The following is a 19,394-nucleotide window of genomic DNA, read 5'->3' on the forward strand; positions in this document are numbered from 1 at the left end:
TGATGCTTTGTTGTGTGCATCTCACTGTAAATCTTTGAGTATCCTCAAAGTATTACGGGTTCCTTTATCTTTCTCGTTGTTTAATTTTCAAGGTCCTACGCACTTTTTGGAAAGTTTTTTGTCGGTTCTTACCGAACCTCTCTCAACAGTGCGTGAATTATTATATCACATTCATTTTCGTTTGTCAACACTTTTTTAAAAGTTTTTAAAAAGTTTTTTGAAATCTCTTTCATTACTTTTAAAAGCTTTTTTCTGTGTTTTCAAACCTTTCTGTTGTTTGTGCTTTCCTCAAGCGACTTTGATATTATATCACTCCTTTTTACAAATTGCAACCCCTTTTTTCAATTTTTTTCAAAAAATTTTAAATAATTTTTACTTTATCCTTATAAACTCAATATATAGTGTTTACATATATGGAATATACTATTTTTAGTCTGAAATAATACTCTCTTACATATATATCTAATAAAATCAAGTATCACGATTATTAAATTGAAAACTGATTTAATTTCAAAAATTGCTTTTATCTTTAATAGTATATATGTAATCTTAAGATAAAGTCTTATATTGATAAATAACTGTATTACAGGCAATTACTTATTTCAACTGTATAGTTTATATATCAGACAGACTTCGTACAAACTCAATATATTTCTTATATGCTATATGGTAATAGTGCACAAAGCAACTCAAATCAATTTATATTGATTACACAAATTTTGTAAAAATTGTATAATTCATTTGATTTTTTAAAAATTTATGATATTATATATATGTATAGAGTAAGTAATACAAGTTACTTTTCCATACATTTCTTTGCACCGGAGGTTATGATATGAGCTGCAATAACATTATTACAATTACAAGACAGTACGGTTCAGGCGGTCACAACATAGGAAAGGCTCTTTCAGAACGCCTTGGCATTCCATTCTATGATAAGGAGCTTATATCTTTAGCAGCCAAAGAGAGCGGAATTAGTCCTGAAGTATTTGAAAATGTTGATGAGAAGGCTACAAACAGCCTTTTGTACTCTCTTTCATTAGGACTTTATAATTACGGTAACGGTTTTTCATCTATGGGTGATTTACCTGTTAATGACAAGCTCTACATTTTACAGCACAAGATTATCAAGCAGCTTGCCAATGAAGGTCCATGCGTATTCGTTGGCAGATGTGCGGATTATGTTTTGAAGGATCACCAAAACCTCGCTAAGATTTATATCTATGCTGACATTGATGTAAGAACTAAGAGAGCAGTCGAAAGACAAAGTATTGATCCCGCTCGTGCAAAGCAGGCAGTATTAAAAGCAGACAAAAACAGAGCAAACTACTACAGTTTCTATTCAGGAAAAAAGTGGGGCTTGGCAGATAACTATGATTTGTGCATTAACAGTACAGCTCTTTCTACCGAGCAGGCAGTTGACATTATTTGTGAATACTTAAATATTATTAACAAGTAATCCTGTATAATTCCTGCACTTCCTGAATATAATGGTATTGTTTACTATAATATAGGAGGTGTTTTTATGAGAATTATTGTAATGGATATTGATGATTTTATCTTTGGCAATGAAGAATGGCATCAGAGCGAAAGATAACCGTACTTTGTAAAATTGTAAATCGTGAATACGAATAAGATAAAAGTGATGGCTGAAATCAACCATCACTTTTTTGTTTGCCCCTGAAACGATACGAGGGCGTGCTATAATTATATCTATGATAAAAACGGAGATTTTATTCCCCGTTGCTGATAAATGAAAGCGGGTCTGCAAATTGTCTGTCTATCTTAACGGCAACATGAATATGATTTTTGTCGTGTACTTCACAAGGAACTGCACCTATTACACCGATTTTCTGTCCGTTTTCTACCGAATCGCCTTCTTTTACGGTTATTCCGTTTAATCCGCTGTAAATAACTACGGCATTATCGGTTGCAATCTCTACCGTTTTTCCGTACAGTTTATCCTCGTCAACCTTTATTACCGCACCGCCTGTCATTGCGGTTACTTCATCGCCTATCTCACCCGCAAAATCCACTCCGAGATGCGATTTCCATACATTAAGACTTTTATAATACACTGTTTTCTCGCTGTATTCTCTTATAATGTTTTTCTGATTCAGCGGATAACTTAGAGTTAAATCGGTTGAAAGCATAGTTTGTAAGGCATTTCTTGTTGTGTCCTGCTCGGTAGGTTCGGTGTAAGGGGGAATTGTAACCGATATTGTAGGAACAGTTATTTCATTTGCAACTTTAGGAAATGTAGTTTCCTCTGCAATCTCCGTTATACCTGTCACCTGATTATTTACCTCCACTGCCGTGGTGGTGGGTTGCTCCGTAGGTTCTTTTGCTCCCGATATAGTATTATATGTTGAATACACTGCCATAGTTACGGCTATTAAGCAGATAGAAAGCGCAGTATAGAATCCTGCCTTTTCATATCTGCTCTTTTTCTTTCTGCTGTTATTTTCGCTCATAAATAGCACCTCCGTTGTTATTATTGGCTCTGCTGTAATAAATATACAATTATATAAAAATATTTTATTGTATAAATCTGCTACAACATTGAATATACTTGATTTTTTTGCTGAAATTTGGTACTATTAAAGAGTATTTGTGTTTAATAACAAAATAGAGGAGGAAAATATGAGTACAGCAAATATAATAGTTTTATGCTCCTTTGCGGCATATATGGTCATTATGATAATTATTGGCTTTGTATCGTCTAAGGGCACAAAAAACAACGAGGACTATTTCCTCGGCGGACGAAATCTTGGCGGCTGGACCGCTGCACTCTCTGCACAGGCTTCCGATATGAGCGGTTGGCTTCTTATGGGACTTCCGGGTTCGGTTTACCTTGCGGGAACAGGTGAGGTATGGATAGCAGTCGGACTTTTGATCGGTACTATACTCAACTGGTACATTGTTTCGGCACGATTAAGAAAATATACAATCGTTGCAGGAAACTCACTTACAATTCCGAGCTTTTTCCAGAACCGTTACCGTGACGATAAGGGCGTAATAAAAATGGTATCTGCCATTATTATTGCAATATTCTTCACAGTATATACAGCCTCGGCATTCAGTTCGGGCGCAAAGCTTTTCGCTACACTTTTCGGCAACTCTGAAAACTACAACACTGTATATACAATCGGTCTTATAGTTGCTGTAATTGTAATTCTTGTTTATACATTTCTCGGCGGATTTAAGGCTGTTTGCTACACTGACTTTATACAGGGACTTTTAATGCTTGTTGCCATTATGGCGGTTCCGATAATCGCTTATGTAGCTCTTACATATAACAACAGTTTCTCACAGTCACTTATCGACAGCGGTGTAACAAACCCGGATAATTACCTTAACTTCTTTAAAAATGATGACGGTTCAAATGTTTCTGCCGTTTCCATTATTTCTAACCTTGCATGGGGTCTCGGATACTTTGGTATGCCACATATTCTTATAAGATTTATGGCGGTAAAAAGTGACTCTGAAATCAAAAAGTCAAGAAAAATTGCTATCGTATGGGTTATCATTTCACTTGCCGCATCTTGCCTTATCGGACTTGTTGCAAGAGGTTACCTTATCGAAAACCTTGACGCTACAGCAAGCGAAACAGTATTCATCAGACTTATTCAGCAGATCTTCTCCGAGAACGGAATAATGATATTCATCGGCGGTATATTCCTTTGCGGTATTCTTGCCGCTATTATGTCAACAGCCGACAGCCAGCTCCTTGTTACCGCATCTGCCGTGTCAGAGGATATTTACAAAGGCGTTAAGAAAAACGCTACAGAGAAAAGTGCTCTTAACATCGGTAAGGTTGCGGTAGTTGTTGTTGCAATTATCGGCTTTGTAATTGCCATTAATCCTAACTCAAGTATTATGGGACTTGTTTCTGACGCATGGGCAGGTTTTGGCTCTGCTTTCGGTCCGGTTGTACTTCTTGCGTTATTCTGGAAACGCTCAACACTTGCAGGTGCAATCAGCGGTATGGCAACAGGCGCACTTACAGTTATTGTATGGGACTATTTACCGCTCGTAAACGGTGTAACTCTTTACAAAGCAACAAATCTTTATTCTCTTGTTTTAGGTTTTGCACTTGCGCTTATCGTAAATATTATAGTTTCTCTTATAGCAAAGAAACCTTCAAAAGAAATTCAGGACGAGTTTGATTCAATCAAAAGCATTGAAATCTAAGATACAAAAACAGGTTGTCGCAATTAAGCGGCAACCTGTTTTTTGTTGATATTCAGTTGTTAAAGAATTTTATTACAAATTCACTGCCTTTATTAAGTTCAGACGATACACTTATGTATCCGCCTTGCTTTTCAATAATTGTCTTTGCAAGTGAAAGTCCTATACCCACACTGTCATCACTTGAGTTTTTTCCCTTATAAAATCGTTCAAATATATGAGGCAAATCTTCTTTTGTAATACCGCTGCCGTTATCCTTTATGCTGATTTTTGTATAAAGTTTATTTTGGTCAGCGGTTATTTTTATATTTCCGTTGTGCGAGTGTTCAATACAGTTTTTAATTATGTTCGTAATAGCCTCACAAAGCCATTTTCTGTCGCAATTAAGAATTATGTCATTGCAGTCGGTTTCAAGTCTTACACCCAAAATTTCAGCCATTACAGCGGTATTTTTAATACATTCATCAACAATGCTTTTCACCTCAACCTGCTCATATCTGAATTTAACCGCCTCTGCGTCAAGTTTTGATAACTTAAGAAGACTTTGCACCAAAAAAGAAATAGTATTCGTGTTGTGCTTAATATCATTTAAAAATTCACGCCTGATTTCAAGCGGCATATCGTCATCATCTAAAATATTCTCCACCATAACAATTATTGAAGTGAGCGGAGTTTTGAGCTGATGTGATATATCCGACAATGATTTTTGCAGGTTTTCCTTGTCTTTCCTTGAATTTTCCGCCTGCTCTCTGAATTTTACGGTTGTACGGTAAATCTGATTATCAAGCAGAGAAAGCTCATCCTCGCTGTTCTCGTCAATCTGCAATGAATAATCACCCAGATTTATACGCTCAATCCGCTTTGCAATATCCATAGTCTGTTTCTTTTGAATTTTTAAATACCCTAAAAACAGAACCGCAAAAGCAAGTCCAAACGCTATACAAACAGATACCGAAAGAATCACATATTTGTATGAGCCTTGATTATTGTACGAAACCCAATCCTTTTCGGGGTAAATTCCATACTTATTTAAAAATTCCGAATTATCCGTATATTCGGTTTTATTATTAAGTATTTCGGCTACTTCTTTTTCGCTGACATCAGGGTATTTTTCAAGCAGTATATTTACAAGCTGATTTATGGTATCGTTACTTGTTTTTCTTATATTCTCAAGACCGATAAAAGTAAAAACAGCTGATATTACACAAAATACAATTGTTACCGCAAGACCCGCACATACAAACTTTTGAGCATTTTTCATTCGCTGACCTCCGCAACCTGATACCCCATTCCCTTTACCGTTTTTATTATATCCGCATCAAGCTTTTTGCGTATTCTCTTGATATATACGGTAAGCGTATTGTCATTTACAAAGTTGCCCGATACATCCCATATTTTTTCAAATATAAGTTCTCTCGTTACCACCCTGCCGACATTCTGCATCAGCAACGACAGTAATTTGTATTCAAGTGCGGTAAGTTCAAGCTGTTTTCCGTTTTCAAACACCGCCGATTTATCCAAATCAAGCGTAACGCCCGATACTGTAATTATGTTCTTTTTACTGTTTTTATTCGCCACTCGCTTTATGCGTGCAATAAGTTCTCTTGTAGAAAAAGGCTTTGTTATGTAATCGTCCGCACCAAGTTCAAGTCCGTTTACTACACTGTCTTCATCATCAACAGCGGTAAGAAAAATTACAGGCAAATCGGAATATCTGCGAATTTTTTTAAACAAATCAAAGCCGTTTCCGTCGGGAAGCATTATATCAAGCACTGCTACATCATAATTAAAAGGTGCTTTTCGTACAGCCTCGTCTAAACTAAGACAGTATTCACAACTGTAGCCGTTCTGTGCAAATGCATACTCAAGTCCTTTTATTATGCTTTTGTTATCCTCAACAAGCAGTATCTTCATACTAACACTTCCCTTCTTTTGTGATTATATCACCCTGTAAGCCGATATGTCAAATATTATCGTTGCGTATGGTTTCAATTATATTCTGTTTATTCACTTTGCTGATAGAAATTTTCATAATAAGCCATACAACAAAGAATACGAACACTATGCTTATGAGTACAGCCATAGTCGGGAATGAATAGTTAAGCATAATGGTATTTCCCGTAGCCTTAAATATAGCATAACCTCCGAGCAATCCGAGCGGAACACCGATAAGCAAGGATTTTAAACCGTAGAACAAACTTTCAAGTCTTATCATTCTGTTAAATTCTTTCTTTGTCATACCGATAGACTTGAGCATCGCAAATTCCTTACTGCGCAAACGCATATTGGTATTGATTGTGTTAAATACATTTGTTATACCGATAAGTGAAATTACAATAATAAAACCGTAAGCAAAGATTTCAATAATAAGCACAATGGCATTCATCTGTTCTTTTTGCTCGTTAATATTAAAAACATCAAGATTTTCTATATCAAGATTATTTATATATTCTACCGTATTTACAGGGTCAGCCGAATCAATAACAATGACTCCTGTTGTATGGTCATTATCCTCGGCAAACAGCTTTTTAAAATAATCCTCACTTACAAGCACACTTCCCTCATTTAGGGTACTCATAATACTTGAAACTATAGACCCCGGCACTTCCTTATTAATTGTATCATATATAACAAGGTCAACAGACTTATAATCATCCGGATTATATACAAAATCAGGATCTGTTTTCTGAATTTCTTTAATATCATCCTCAGTATATGACGGGGTTCCGTTAGGATACAACTTTACAACAGTGTTCATAGGCAAGTCAAATTCCTTACCCTTGATAAGAATATTATCCGAATTGTAGTATTTAAAATCATTCGTAATAAGTGCTTTATCCTTGACATCATCATAATTATATCCAAGTGCGGTTACATACTCCTTAAAGCTCTTATTATCCACACCAAACACATACGCTAAATCACCGCCCGATAACTCTGCCGCTTTGGCATCCTCCGTATAATAATCGGTAAGCCCCACTATATTGCCATAATAATTTTCACAGGCTTTTATGCTTGAATTTATATCCGTATCAGCAATGATTCTTTTGTAAATATTTTCGTATTCCTCGTATGACAGCTTATCGTTTGCATGTACAGTAATATTGTAAGGCATATCCTTAAAGTGATCACCTGCAATTTTTAATCCGTACTCAATAAAGGTGGAAATTGAAATAAACATTGCAACTGTTATAATAATAGAAATCACAGTAGTGCGGTACTTCTTTTTACTGCGTTTAAGGTTTTTATAGGCAATTTCTCCGCCCACACCAAACAGCTTTTTAATAAATTTCGGTGATTTATAGCTTTTCTTTTTATTAATCTTAATGTCGTTGTTGCCTCTGATTGCGGTAATCGGAGCAATTCTTGAGGCTCTGAAAGCCGATGAAAGCGTAGAAAACAGAATAATAACCGCTGACATTACAGCAGAAATAACCGCTACCCACCATGGAACAGCATAAACAAATGAGATTCCGTTCAGCATATTTTCGAGCAATGCGTTCAAAATTACCACAAGCAGCGCAATTACACCTACGCCAAGCAAAATGCCTGCCGGAATACCGATTATGCCAAGCACAAAGCCCTCAAAAAGCACATTATGCCTTATCTGCTTTGATGTAGCACCGATTGAAGCAAGCATACCGTACAACTTTGTTTTTTCGGTAATTGAAATTGCAAAGCTGTTGCGGATAACAAAAATACTTGAAATTGCAATAATTACAATAATTATTACAGCTAATGATAAAAGCATTCTCATATACTCGTCACTTAGCGCAAAGCTTTTGTATCTCAGCAAATCTTTGTTTATACTCGCCTCATAAAAATCGCCGTTTTCAAGATAAACTTCAAAATCATTTTTTAAACTCTCAAAATCGTCACCCGTTAAATTTAAAATCTCACCGCTCGTTGTAATATAATCTTTTTCACCGTCTGATGTAAAGCTTATAAACAAATCATTTATATCGGCATTTTCTTCAGCTAAAGTGAAAGCGGAACTGCTCGCAGAATTGCTGTCTGCCGCAAAATATGATGAAGAAACCTTATTAAACACACCTACAACAGTGTAAGTCTTTTTATGAGTATCGACAAGTTTTTCCAAACCATTTTCGTCAATAAAATATTCGGTATCGTTTAACGGTATTTCCGCACCCGATACATAAACTCTTTTGCCCAAGTCAAGTGTAATTGTATCGCCTATTTTAAATTCCGCTCTGCTGTTCTCAATTACACTCTGCGAAAGCACAAGTTCGTTTCCGTTTTGCGGAAGTCTGCCCTCTTTAAGTGTAACATTAAAGCAGTCTGTAAATGATTTTTCGTTAAATGCAACCACATTTATGTACGGCTTTGTGTCAAATTTCGCCTGCGGCAGATATGCGCAACCGAGATTTTGTTTTATATAAATGTCCTTTACATTTCTGTTTGCCTGCGCATTGTCAATAATTTTTTTGTTTGCTCCTTTTACAAATAAATCATAATTACCCGTAATATTAATTTGTAAGTTTACCATTGTCTGTTGTGCGCTTGCCGCCATACCGGCAACAACCATAATCAAAGCGCACGAAAGCATAATACCGATAATCGTAACAATCGTACGGCTTTTATTCAACTTTAAATTTTTAACAGTAAGTTTATTCAGTATCTTCAAGCCTTACGCCTCCCTTAAAATTTTGCCGTCCTGAATTGTAATAATTCTGTCGGCTTCCTTTGCAATTTCAAGATTGTGCGTAATCATAATTATTGTCTGATTAAAGTCACGGTTAGACATTTTCAAAATACTCATAATTTCTTCTGTGGATTTTGAATCAAGGTTACCTGTCGGCTCGTCAGCAAGCAGAATAGCCGGATTATTTATTAAAGCTCTTGCAATCGAGGTTCTCTGTTGCTGACCGCCCGAAAGCTCGTTTGGCAGATGATTTCTTCTTTCAAAAAGTCCGAAAGACTTTAAAATCAAATCCATTCTCTCTTTGTCGGGTCTGTTACCGTCAAGGTCACACGGAAGAGAGATATTTTCTTCCACCGTAAGAATCGGCATAAGATTATAGAACTGATAAACAATGCCAATCTGTCTGCGTCTGAAAATAGCAAGTTTATCATTATTCATATTATTTATTTCGTTTCCGTCTATATAAATTTTGCCGCTTGTCGGTCTGTCAACACCGCCGAGCAAATGCAAAAGCGTTGATTTTCCGCTGCCGCTTGCGCCTACTATAGCAACAAATTCTCCCTTATTTACAGACAAAGAAATATCGTCAACCGCATTTACAATATTATCTCCCTCTCCGTAGGTTTTTACAAGATTTTCAACTTTGAGTATTTCCATAATAATTCCTCCAAATTTATTTTACAGGTTTATTATAAATACTCATAATGACGCTAAAGTGACTGCTAAATAATTTTTTTGTTTTTACAAAGCAATTTGCATATGCAGCTTATAGGTATGCACAAAAGCGTCCACAGCATACTGTAAAACGGGCAAATCTGTCCTTTAAAATTCAGCGTACAATTGCTGTAATCCCAGACATTAAGTTTAAATTTTACATTCACTATAAATCCGCATATTCCTTCCATAAGTGTGATAACGGCACCGCCTATAAGGCATTTGCTGCGTAAACACAGTTTTGGGAATTTTTTATATATTCTGAAAATTGTAAGAAAACAACTGCCGCCCGTAACCGCCATTGTCCAATGAGTTTTTCTGCGCCACAGTATTTCAAGCAAAGCATAAGCAACTCCGCCGATTGAAAACAGGATACAATCACATTTTAATCTCTTTAACAAAAAAATCACCGTTTTTATTATGTCCAAAAACGGTGATTTAAATTCTGATTATTAAATTTCCAATTCATTAACTATATTTTTCAGTTCATCAAGCGAATATAAGCAATTGATTGCCGACAGCATAGCATTGGCAGTAAGGTAAGACGGTATATCTAAGTGCTTTAACAAGGCTTTTCTTAATTTCTCGGAGTTTTCTCTGCCGGTAAGACCGAGCCTGTATAAGTCGGCTTTTGTTACCTCTTCTCTGTCTGCCTGTTCATCTTCACCGATTATTGTAGCTCCGCTTTTGCGAATTGCCTTGATAATCACATCATCGCTCACTCCCTCAACACCAAGAAAGCCCTCTTTTGAACTGTGCGCCTTACGCTTTTCCTTGCCGTTTATCTGCGGTATGTAGCAATGCTTTATCTTGCTTTTATCAACCGCACCACGCAAAAAATTTCTTATAACAAAACCTGCGGAGTCGCTGTCTGTAAATACAAGTATTCCCCTCGTCTGTGCTATTTTGCGGATAAGCGTTTGCTTTTCTTTATCCGAAAACACACGGAAACCGTTTGTTTCGATAATCGTTGTGTCTACAAGATTTTTCAATTTTATTTTGTCATATCTGCCCTCAACTATTATTGCCTCTTTTATTTTCAGCAATTAAACTCTTCCCCTCTCAGCGGTCAGCAAAAGCTGTGCAATCAGTTTTTCAAAGAACACTCTGTCATTTACCGAAACACTTTTAAATTCGGTTTCCGCCTGCAAAAGCAAACTAAGCGATTTTCTTAAAGCCTGCGTAGAAACTCGCTTTGTTGCCCTTCTTGCATTATCAAGTACAAACGCTCTGTTTTTATAATTAAACTTACTCGCAACCTCCGTTTTTTGTACGCCGCTTTCATCAGCAACTCTGATTCTGTATGCGTCTATAAAAGCCTGCGATAAAATAAACAGCATATCCGCCGTCTTTTCCTGCTGATAAAATAAGGTGTCAAGCGTATTAAAGGCTTTTTGTGCATTGCCGTTAAGCACAGCGTCCGAAAGCGCAAAAACCTTTGATTCAAGTGTAACCGTCGCAAGTTTTTCTATGTCTTCGTCAGAGATTTCTTCTCCCTTTGCATATGCGGAAATTTTATCTATCTCATTTTTCAGCATATTAAGGTCACGACCGCAAAGCGAAATAAGTTGTGTGGCATTTACCTGTGAAATGAATTTTCCGTTTGCATTCGCCCATTTTGCAATAAACTTAACAAGCTCGTTTTGAGTAAGAGTATTGAACTCGCAAACGATTCCGTTTTTATCGGCATATTTTTTTAATGCAGGCAAAACGGTTTTATTTTTAACAGGTTTTACAGACGGCAAAGAAACTATAAATACGCAACCGTCAGGCACTGCCTTGTATATATCTGCAAACCTTGCGTTATCATTTGCATTAAATTCATCGAAAGCCGCATCGCTTACGAGAACACAGTTAAATTCACTCATAAACGGAACTATTTGTACAGAGGCGGCAAGCTCGTCAAAATTAATGCTGTCACCGAATGAATGAAAATTAAACTCTGACGGTGTCTTACCTGCTACAGCCGTAACAAGCTTATCGGTATATTTTTTTACATACATTTGCTCTTCGCCGTAAATCAAATACACCTTTGCAAAATTTCTTTCTTTTATATGCTTGTCCATCTGTTTATCTGTTAGTACAGCCATATTTCCTCCGTCAATCAATAACAATCTGCAGATTTTTGTCCCGTACAAAAATCATATCTTCGCAATCTTTTGCGTTTGCATCGTCGGTATTCGTAATAATTCTTTTACCGCAAATATCTTGCAAATTATCTCCGTCTTTATCGGTAATTATGTAATCTGCTTTTCTGTGTTTTTCCAAAATATCTTCTGCCTTGCAATTACCGTCAAGTAACAAAACAGTGGTGCTTTCGGTGCTGATATACTGGTACACACCGCTTTCCGTGCTTACTGCTTCATCTTTTGTTTCCGAATTTAAATTAAGCGTAAAACTTTTATTTACAGTAAAATATTTTACATTACCGTTATCTTCATTCTCACCTTTACTATCATATATCAAAACATCCGATTCGTCAAATTTTGTTTGGAAAATATCGGCATAAAGCAAACTTCCGTCCGAATCCGAAGGCACAATCAAAAAATCAAGCAAAGTCGTATCTTCCATAATATCAGACACGGCATAATATACATTTGTTGCTTCTCCGCCGCAGCTGACAACCGAGCAATTTTTTCCACGCTTTACCGTAACCGTATTTCCTCCCGTTGCGTAAATATTAATGACGGTTGTATTTACATCAATTACGGAGTAAACCGCAAAACCGAGTGCAAGAACACACAGCGAAATAACAGTGCTCTTAACGGCATAGTTTGCTTTGTTTTTAACAAAATATCCGACAATCACCATAACCGCAATAAGAGCAAGCCAAATGTAAAAATACGGTTTTCGTGCGTTTACCGAAGAAAACGGAATATCCGAAAATGTGCCGACAATAAAAATTACATACTTACTTAACTGCTCACATACAAAGGTAAGCGGATAAGCAATAATACTTACAATTCCAAAGCCGTAAAGAATCACCGCAAGCAACGCACAAGCTACAAGTACGCTTACCGCAGGCGAAAGTATAACGGAAAGCAAGATTGAAAATACCGATACTTTACCAAACATCAACACTGAAATCGGCATTGTCCATACAGCGGCAGAAACGGAAACCGCAAATAAGTTTACTGTAAATTCAACGGGCTTTTTAAGTCTTTTCAGTTTTGCAAATTTGCCCATTATATAAACTGTAATTTTTCTTGCCCACAATATTATTCCAAGCGTTGCGGTAAAAGATAAAAGCATACCCACATCAGCAACAGCTGTAGGATTAGGTACGGTGAGAATTAAAGCCGCAATTCCGAGCGAATTGAGCGAATCTCCTTTGCGCATAAACATTTTTCCCGAATACACTACGGCAAGCATTACTCCCGCTCTTACAACAGATGGTGCAAATCCTGTTACCGCCATAAATGAAAATGCGCACATAAGCATTATCATCGAACGCAAAACTCTGTTTTTTATAATTTTCTTGATACACAAAAATACAAAACTGCTGATTATGGCAAGATGCATACCCGACACAACTATCAAAAAACTTACACCGCAACGGGTAAAATCGTTCTGAATTTCTTGCGATAAAGCGGTTTTTTCTCCCAATAAAACCGCTCTGCACAGTGATGCGCAATCCTGCGACATATTTTGTTCAAAACTGTCCGCAAAATTTTCTCTTATCTTTACAGCTTGATAATACAGAGGCTTGTCATCGGTCTTTTTTACAATATAAGCAAAGTTTTTATTAACAGATGCCTGTAAAAACGCACCGTCAGCAATCATCTGACTTTTAGTACATTCTTTTAATGGCAAAACACAGCTTATTCTGTCAAATTCTTCAACATTTAATTCATTAATTGTTGAAAGACAGATTTTCAGTTTTTCAATTTTTCCGTTTATACTATCGGTTTCAATTAAATATCTGTAAGTATCGTACTGCACCGTGGGTTGCTCAAGTACAGTTGCCGTCACATATATTTCTCTTTCGGAATATTTATCTACAATCGGCTGTTTAACAAATATATTATATCCGCTGAAAATCGTACTTGCAAATGCTGCTGTCAAACAAAAGCCAAGCACCGTATGCCGTAAATTTCTATTTTTAAGTATAAAGAGCGAAACAATCGTTCCGATAAAACACACAGCGGTTAATATTGCCGCTGCTAAATCCGACTCTAAATAAAAAAGTGCCGCTTGCACAGAAAGATAAGTAATACCAATCAATGCAAACGGTCGTTTCATAAAATTCAATCCTTATTTATCAGTTTTATTTAAAAAACAGCGGCAATTCCTCAAGATAAATAATATCTTTTCTGCCTCTTGCGTCACCCTCGGCAAGCACAGCCGCTTTACCTACTATATTTCCGCCGGCCTTAGTAACAAGCTCTTCAATTGCCTCAAGGCTCTGACCTGTTGAAACAACATCATCAACAATCAAAACTCTTTTGCCCTTAATAAAGTTTGCGTCACCCTCGCCAAGATAAAGCTTTTGCTCATTCTCGGTTGTGATTGACTTAACATTTACTTCAATAGGGTTTCTCATATAAACCTTAACGCCTTTACGGGCAACAACATAATTTTTGCAGCCCTGTCTTGCCATTTCATAGCAAAGAGGAATACCTTTTGCCTCTGCCGTAACAACAACATCGTGTTCAGGGCAAATCTTTAACAGTTCTTTAGCAGATGCTTCGGTAATTTCAACATCGCCAAACATAATAAAAGCTGCAATATCAAGTTTATCGCTTACAGGAAAAAGCTCAAGTTCACGCTCGTGACCTGCAATAGTAATTTTGTATGTACCCATCTTTTCCACCTCTTAAGCCATATTTTCAGCAAGCTTTTTGCCGCCGAGTAAATGGAAGTGCAAGTGCTTTACTGACTGACAGCCGTCTTCACCGCAGTTATTAACAATACGATAGCCGTTCTCAAGACCAAGTGATTTTGCAATCTCCGGAATTTTTGAGAATATATAACCGACTATCTCACAGTTATCGGCAGTAATTTCATCAGCACAGCAGATATGCTGTTTCGGAACAATAAGAGTGTGAACAGGTGCTTGTGGATTTAAGTCCTTGAATGCAAGGATTTTATCATCCTCATAAACCTTTGTAGACGGAATAGAACCGTCAACTATTTTACAAAAAATACAGTCAGACATAATATTCGACCTTTCAATAAAATTATCCGTCATTATTTTACAACTTTTGCAAAAGTCCGTCAAGCGTTTGTCTTTTTCTTTGCGGTAATTTTCTTTTCTTCGCCACGCATAAGTCTTTTGATGTTATCCTTATGCTTAACAATAACAAATATACCGATAATCAATGCCGCAACCGTTGACAAGATAACATAGCCTAAAGAATATCCCTTCGGATAATCAAACAAGAATGTTGCAAGGAAAGTAAATGGGCCGTAAAGTGCAGCCGCTGTTATGCTCGAAAGTGAAATGATTTTTGAACAAGCAAAAACAATAAGGAAAGCTGCGATAACCGCAATAAATACTCTCCAATCCTCGCTTGCTATAAGAGCGGCAGCGGTTACAACACCTTTACCGCCTTTAAAGTGGAAATAAACAGGATATGAATGTCCGAGTATTGCAAAAATACCGGCTATATACTTGCCGCAGTTGCCAAATTCATTTGAAAGAATCTGACTGTCTGCAGGAATAGTCGAGAAAATCAACCAGCCGATAATAACCGCAACCACACACTTAAGTGCGTCACATACGATTGTAAAAATTGCAGGCACTTTTCCTACGGAACGCAGAACATTTGTAAATCCTGCATTACCGCTGCCCATTTCACGAATGTCTTTCTTGCCGCCCGTTACAATCTTTGTAACTATAACGGCTGTATTCACACTGCCTAAAAGATAAGCTATAACGGCAGTAATTATAATTCTCCAACAATTATACGCTAAAAACGATAAATAAAAATTCATTACTTTTCGCCACGCTCCCTGATAATAATTCTGATTGGTGTGCCCTCAAGTCCGAATGCCTCTCTGATTCTGTTTTCAAGATAGCGCTGATAAGAAAAGTGGAATAATTGAGCGTTATTACAGAAGAAAATAAATGTCGGCGGCTTAACCGATGCCTGGGTAACATAAAAAATCTTTAATCTCTTGCCTTTATCCGACGGCGGCTGAACTCTTGTTGTAGCCTGTGCAAGCAATTCATTGAGCATACCTGTTGTAATCCTTCTTGCAGACTGCTCCGCACAGCTTACAATAAATTCAAACAACCTGTCAATACGCTGACCTGTCTTTGCAGAAATAAATACCTTAGGAGCATAAGACATAAATGCAAAGTCTGTATCAAGTTTTTTCCTGAACTCCTGCATTGTCTTGTCTTTTTTCTCAATTGCATCCCATTTATTTACCGCAAGAATACAAGCCTTGCCTGCCTCGTGAGCAAGTCCTGCTACCTTTGTATCCTGCTCGGTAACGCCTGCCTCTGCGTCAATCATAATAACGCATACATCACTGCGTTCAATAGCCATCTTTGCTCTGATAATACTGTACTTTTCAATATCATCATAAATTTTATTCTGACGACGAAGTCCTGCTGTATCGGTAAAGTTAAATTTACCGTACTTATTTTCAATCATTGTGTCAATGGTATCTCTTGTAGTACCCGCAATGTCAGAAACTATGCAGCGCTCCTCGTTTGTAATTTTATTAATGAGCGATGATTTACCTGCATTTGGCTTGCCTATAACAGCCACATTAATTACTGTGCCGTCATCCTCGCTGTCCTCTGTAAAATCAAGGTGTTCAAACACATTGTCAAGCAAATCGCCCGTGCCGTGTCCGTGAACAGATGAAACCTGAATAGGATCTCCGAGTCCGAGATTATAGAATTCATAAAATTCAGGAGTCGGTTCGCCGATTCCGTCACATTTATTTACACAAAGCACAATCGGCTTGTTTGATTTCATAAGCATCTGCGCAATATCCATATCTGTGGCAACCATACCTGTTTTGCCGTCCGTAACAAGGATAATTACATTTGCGGTATCAATGGCAAGTTGTGCCTGTCTGCGCATCTGCGACAAAATAATATCGTCGGATTTTGGTTCAATACCGCCTGTGTCAATTATAAACGCTTTTTTGCCGAGCCATTCAACCTCGCCGTAAATACGGTCACGGGTAACACCCGGTGTATCATCGACTATTGAAAGTCTTTGACCGATAAGTTTATTAAAAAGTGTAGATTTACCGACATTCGGTCTGCCTACAATCGCAATTACAGGTTTATTCATTCTTCTATCATTCCTTTACCGTGGTAACTTCTCTTACAAGTTCGTCACCGTTGTTATTTACAATTCCAAGAGAAATATTAAGCTCACGCTCAACATCTTCAACCGAAACATCATCAAGGAAAATGTCATTTTCAAATCTAAGCATAGATGACGGAATAAAAAGTTTGTCGCCAAGGTCTTTGTCTTTCAGCTGGTCAATCAAGTCACCGCCTGTGACCAAACCCGACACATTAACTCCTCCGCCGAAAAAGTTATTTTTAATTGCAACAACATTTATCTCTATATTCGGAAATTTTGTTGCAATAATCTTCATCATATCTCTCAAATAAGGTGCAACAGCCTCGCCGCATGCCATAGTCACCTTATAATTCAATGCATCATTGTACTCGCTGTCCTCCACAGCAAACTCAATTTCTTCTTTAAGACAGGCAATCATACCAATACCGTCTTCTACGGCGGGAAAGCCCTCATAAAAATCAGGATCGGGAATCGGTCTGTTAGCCTTTATATAAAATTCATCGCCGGCATAAAAAATTCTTCTGCCGTACTTTTTAACACATTCATCACCGAATTTTTCGATTATATCAAGCGTCTGTGCGGCAGTTTCTTGATTGTATTCCGTAAGCGGATATAATCCTTGACGATATTTTGTAAGTCCTACAGGCACGACAGCGGTCATATTAACTCCAAGTTTTTCAAGATCGGTAAAAGTACGGATAAGTTCATCACCGTCATTTATACCGGGGCAAGCAACAATCTGACAGTTAAGACTGATTCCTGCCTTTGCAAAACTTTCAAGATGTCTTAACGCATCACCTGCAAAACGGTTATGCATCATCTTACAGCGCAGTTGTGGATTCGTAGTGTGAACCGACACATTTATCGGGCTGATGTGCATTTTTATGATTCTGTCAATTTCGTGCTGTGTAAGGTTTGTGAGCGTAATGTAATTACCAAACAAAAATGAAAGTCTGCTGTCATCGTCTTTAAAATAAAGTGATTCACGCATACCTTTAGGCAATTGGTCTATAAAACAGAAAATACACTTATTACGGCAACTCTTTTGCTCGTCCATCAGATAAGTTTCAAACTCAAGACCGATTTCCTCGTATTCACTTTTCACAATACGGACTGTTCTGATTTCGCCGTTTTTATCTTTAATCTCGAGTGTCAAATCTCTGTTTACCTGATAAAAACGGTAATCGAGGACATCTTCGATTATATTTCCGTTAATACTAAGCAGAATTTCACCGCTTTTAATTTTTGCTCTGTCTGCGTGACTGTTAGCAGTCACACCAAATATATTTACAGCCACGAACTCACCTCACACTTATTTTACACAAAAATCACGAAAAATTCAAGGTATCAGAGCAAAACAAAAGGGCGTACAGAATTCTGCCGCCCATAATGTTTGTACCGTAATTAGTTCTCGTTAGCTTTTACGATTACCTGTCTGCCGTTATACATACCGCAGTTGCCGCAAGCTCTGTGAGCTGCCTTGTACTCACCGCAGTTAGGGCAAATTACAAGTGTTGGAGCGTTGAGCTTCCAAACTGTTGAACGTCTTGAACTCTTTCTTGCGTGTGAAGTTTTTCTCTTTGGTACTGCCATTACAAAGACCTCCTTACAATAACATATATCAATCCATAAGTTGTTTAAGAATCTCGAGCCTTGGGTCAACCTGCTTTTTATCGCAATCGCATTCACCCTCATTAAGATTATGACCGCACTGACTGCACAGTCCTTTACAATCTTCTTTACAGAGGTTTTTCTGCGGAAGCGACAACAGCACATCAGAAATAACCGTTTCATCAAGGTCGAGTACAAAATCAGGTGTTTCAATATAGTCGTCGTTGCCGTCAGTTTCAAGAGTACGGGCAAGCTTATGAGTAAACTTGTACTTCATCTTCCTTGTAAATTCTTCTCCACATCTGTCGCAGCTGCGAACATAGTCAAAGCTGACAAGCAAAGTAAGGTCAACAAGTGATGCCCTGTTTCCTGCTGTTGCGGTAATATCAAGCGGTGTTTTGAATGGAAAAACGCCGTCAATGTCAATATTGCTTATATCCAGCTTATAGCTGATTGTTTTTTCTTCGCCTTCATTTTGAAAGACACTTTTAAGTTCAAAAAGCATAATTGCACCTCTTGACCGCATAAACGCATATTAAAACGCTATTGATTATTATACAAAAGTATTTGCGCTTTGTCAACCGATATTTACGATAAATTCTTCATAAATACGCTATTTTTTTAATTTTTTTCAAAATTATTATTTATAGGAATTATAAGTAAAATTCATTGTTAATGCACAAAATACAAGTTATAAATTTAAGTAAATATCAGACATATTAAAATGAGTTTATAGGGTATTTTTTCTGTTCTAAATTTTGGTTAAACTTGATAAATTGGGTTTGGCGGAGTGTCGGTCGGGCATTAAAATTTAGCTAACGCTAAATTATCCTCCCAAAGGCAAAAAAGTTTACTCAATTTTTTCAAAAATTGCGGGTTTGAGCAGCGCCCATAAAAATCTTCCGATATATAATGAAAAGTTAATTATTTCTTTTATA

At 37.2% G+C, this 19,394-nt stretch carries 18 protein-coding genes; 2 read left to right on the forward strand and 16 right to left on the reverse strand.

Annotated elements, in window-relative coordinates; genetic code table 11:
• The first annotated feature begins 835 nt into the window (after positions 1-835).
• On the forward strand, positions 836-1,459 hold the full coding sequence (locus AAAY30_RS09295) for a cytidylate kinase-like family protein (RefSeq protein ID WP_022234862.1): 624 nt from the start codon (positions 836-838) through the stop codon (positions 1,457-1,459).
• Between the two features lie 274 nt (positions 1,460-1,733).
• On the opposite strand, the gene AAAY30_RS09300 is transcribed toward AAAY30_RS09295, so the two are convergent.
• Positions 1,734-2,474: a M23 family metallopeptidase gene (locus tag AAAY30_RS09300; protein WP_022234861.1), complete on the reverse strand. Its 741-nt coding sequence runs from the start codon at positions 2,472-2,474 to the stop codon at positions 1,734-1,736.
• A 169-nt stretch (positions 2,475-2,643) separates the two neighbouring features.
• Between AAAY30_RS09300 and putP the strand changes: the two genes are divergently transcribed.
• Positions 2,644-4,194, forward strand: coding sequence for a sodium/proline symporter PutP (gene putP / locus AAAY30_RS09305; protein WP_295026893.1), 1,551 nt, complete (start codon positions 2,644-2,646; stop codon positions 4,192-4,194).
• A gap of 52 nt (positions 4,195-4,246) precedes the next feature.
• Here putP and AAAY30_RS09310 read toward each other — a convergent pair whose 3' ends face one another.
• The 15 genes from AAAY30_RS09310 to AAAY30_RS09380 all read right to left on the reverse strand — a co-directional run bounded on the left by AAAY30_RS09310 (position 4,247) and on the right by AAAY30_RS09380 (position 18,961).
• A complete protein-coding gene (locus AAAY30_RS09310) occupies positions 4,247-5,452 on the reverse strand; it encodes a HAMP domain-containing sensor histidine kinase (RefSeq protein WP_295058357.1) in 1,206 nt (401 codons plus the stop codon).
• Positions 5,449-6,105, reverse strand: a complete 657-nt coding sequence (locus AAAY30_RS09315; RefSeq protein WP_249375899.1) for a response regulator transcription factor — start codon at positions 6,103-6,105, stop codon at positions 5,449-5,451. Before AAAY30_RS09315 ends, AAAY30_RS09310 begins: the two co-directional genes overlap by 4 nt.
• 49 nt (positions 6,106-6,154) lie before the next feature.
• Positions 6,155-8,836 (reverse strand): ABC transporter permease, encoded by a 2,682-nt coding sequence (locus AAAY30_RS09320; RefSeq protein WP_499215941.1) that lies wholly within the window; start codon positions 8,834-8,836, stop codon positions 6,155-6,157.
• Between the two features lie 3 nt (positions 8,837-8,839).
• Positions 8,840-9,511, reverse strand: coding sequence for an ABC transporter ATP-binding protein (locus tag AAAY30_RS09325; RefSeq protein WP_499215942.1), 672 nt, complete (start codon positions 9,509-9,511; stop codon positions 8,840-8,842).
• A gap of 65 nt (positions 9,512-9,576) precedes the next feature.
• Entirely contained in the window at positions 9,577-9,969 is a 393-nt protein-coding gene (locus tag AAAY30_RS09330; protein ID WP_295050259.1) for a putative ABC transporter permease, read from the reverse strand.
• A gap of 51 nt (positions 9,970-10,020) precedes the next feature.
• Entirely contained in the window at positions 10,021-10,614 is a 594-nt protein-coding gene (locus AAAY30_RS09335; RefSeq protein ID WP_295054133.1) for a ribonuclease M5, read from the reverse strand.
• Positions 10,615-11,658, reverse strand: a complete 1,044-nt coding sequence (gene holA, locus AAAY30_RS09340) for a DNA polymerase III subunit delta (RefSeq protein WP_022234853.1) — start codon at positions 11,656-11,658, stop codon at positions 10,615-10,617.
• Between the two features lie 10 nt (positions 11,659-11,668).
• Complete coding sequence (locus tag AAAY30_RS09345; protein WP_337781464.1) at positions 11,669-13,810, reverse strand: ComEC/Rec2 family competence protein; 2,142 nt, start codon at positions 13,808-13,810, stop codon at positions 11,669-11,671.
• Positions 13,811-13,835: 25 nt separating this feature from the next.
• Positions 13,836-14,372, reverse strand: coding sequence for a phosphoribosyltransferase family protein (locus tag AAAY30_RS09350; protein ID WP_186935928.1), 537 nt, complete (start codon positions 14,370-14,372; stop codon positions 13,836-13,838).
• A 12-nt stretch (positions 14,373-14,384) separates the two neighbouring features.
• A complete protein-coding gene (locus AAAY30_RS09355) occupies positions 14,385-14,726 on the reverse strand; it encodes a histidine triad nucleotide-binding protein (RefSeq protein ID WP_195411367.1) in 342 nt (113 codons plus the stop codon).
• Between the two features lie 59 nt (positions 14,727-14,785).
• Complete coding sequence (gene plsY, locus AAAY30_RS09360; RefSeq protein WP_337781463.1) at positions 14,786-15,505, reverse strand: glycerol-3-phosphate 1-O-acyltransferase PlsY; 720 nt, start codon at positions 15,503-15,505, stop codon at positions 14,786-14,788.
• Entirely contained in the window at positions 15,505-16,827 is a 1,323-nt protein-coding gene (der, locus tag AAAY30_RS09365; RefSeq protein ID WP_499215943.1) for a ribosome biogenesis GTPase Der, read from the reverse strand. Before der ends, plsY begins: the two co-directional genes overlap by 1 nt.
• 7 nt (positions 16,828-16,834) lie before the next feature.
• A complete protein-coding gene (locus AAAY30_RS09370) occupies positions 16,835-18,142 on the reverse strand; it encodes a DUF512 domain-containing protein (RefSeq protein WP_186935922.1) in 1,308 nt (435 codons plus the stop codon).
• A 107-nt stretch (positions 18,143-18,249) separates the two neighbouring features.
• The gene (rpmF, locus tag AAAY30_RS09375; RefSeq protein ID WP_022234847.1) at positions 18,250-18,438 is read right to left on the reverse strand and encodes a 50S ribosomal protein L32; all 189 of its coding nucleotides are present in this window, start codon (positions 18,436-18,438) and stop codon (positions 18,250-18,252) included.
• A gap of 28 nt (positions 18,439-18,466) precedes the next feature.
• Positions 18,467-18,961, reverse strand: a complete 495-nt coding sequence (locus tag AAAY30_RS09380; protein WP_022234846.1) for a YceD family protein — start codon at positions 18,959-18,961, stop codon at positions 18,467-18,469.
• Between the last annotated feature and the right edge of the window lie 433 nt (positions 18,962-19,394).

It is taken from the genome of Ruminococcoides bili (assembly GCF_040093295.1).
Classification (GTDB): domain Bacteria; phylum Bacillota; class Clostridia; order Oscillospirales; family Acutalibacteraceae; genus Ruminococcoides; species Ruminococcoides intestinale_A.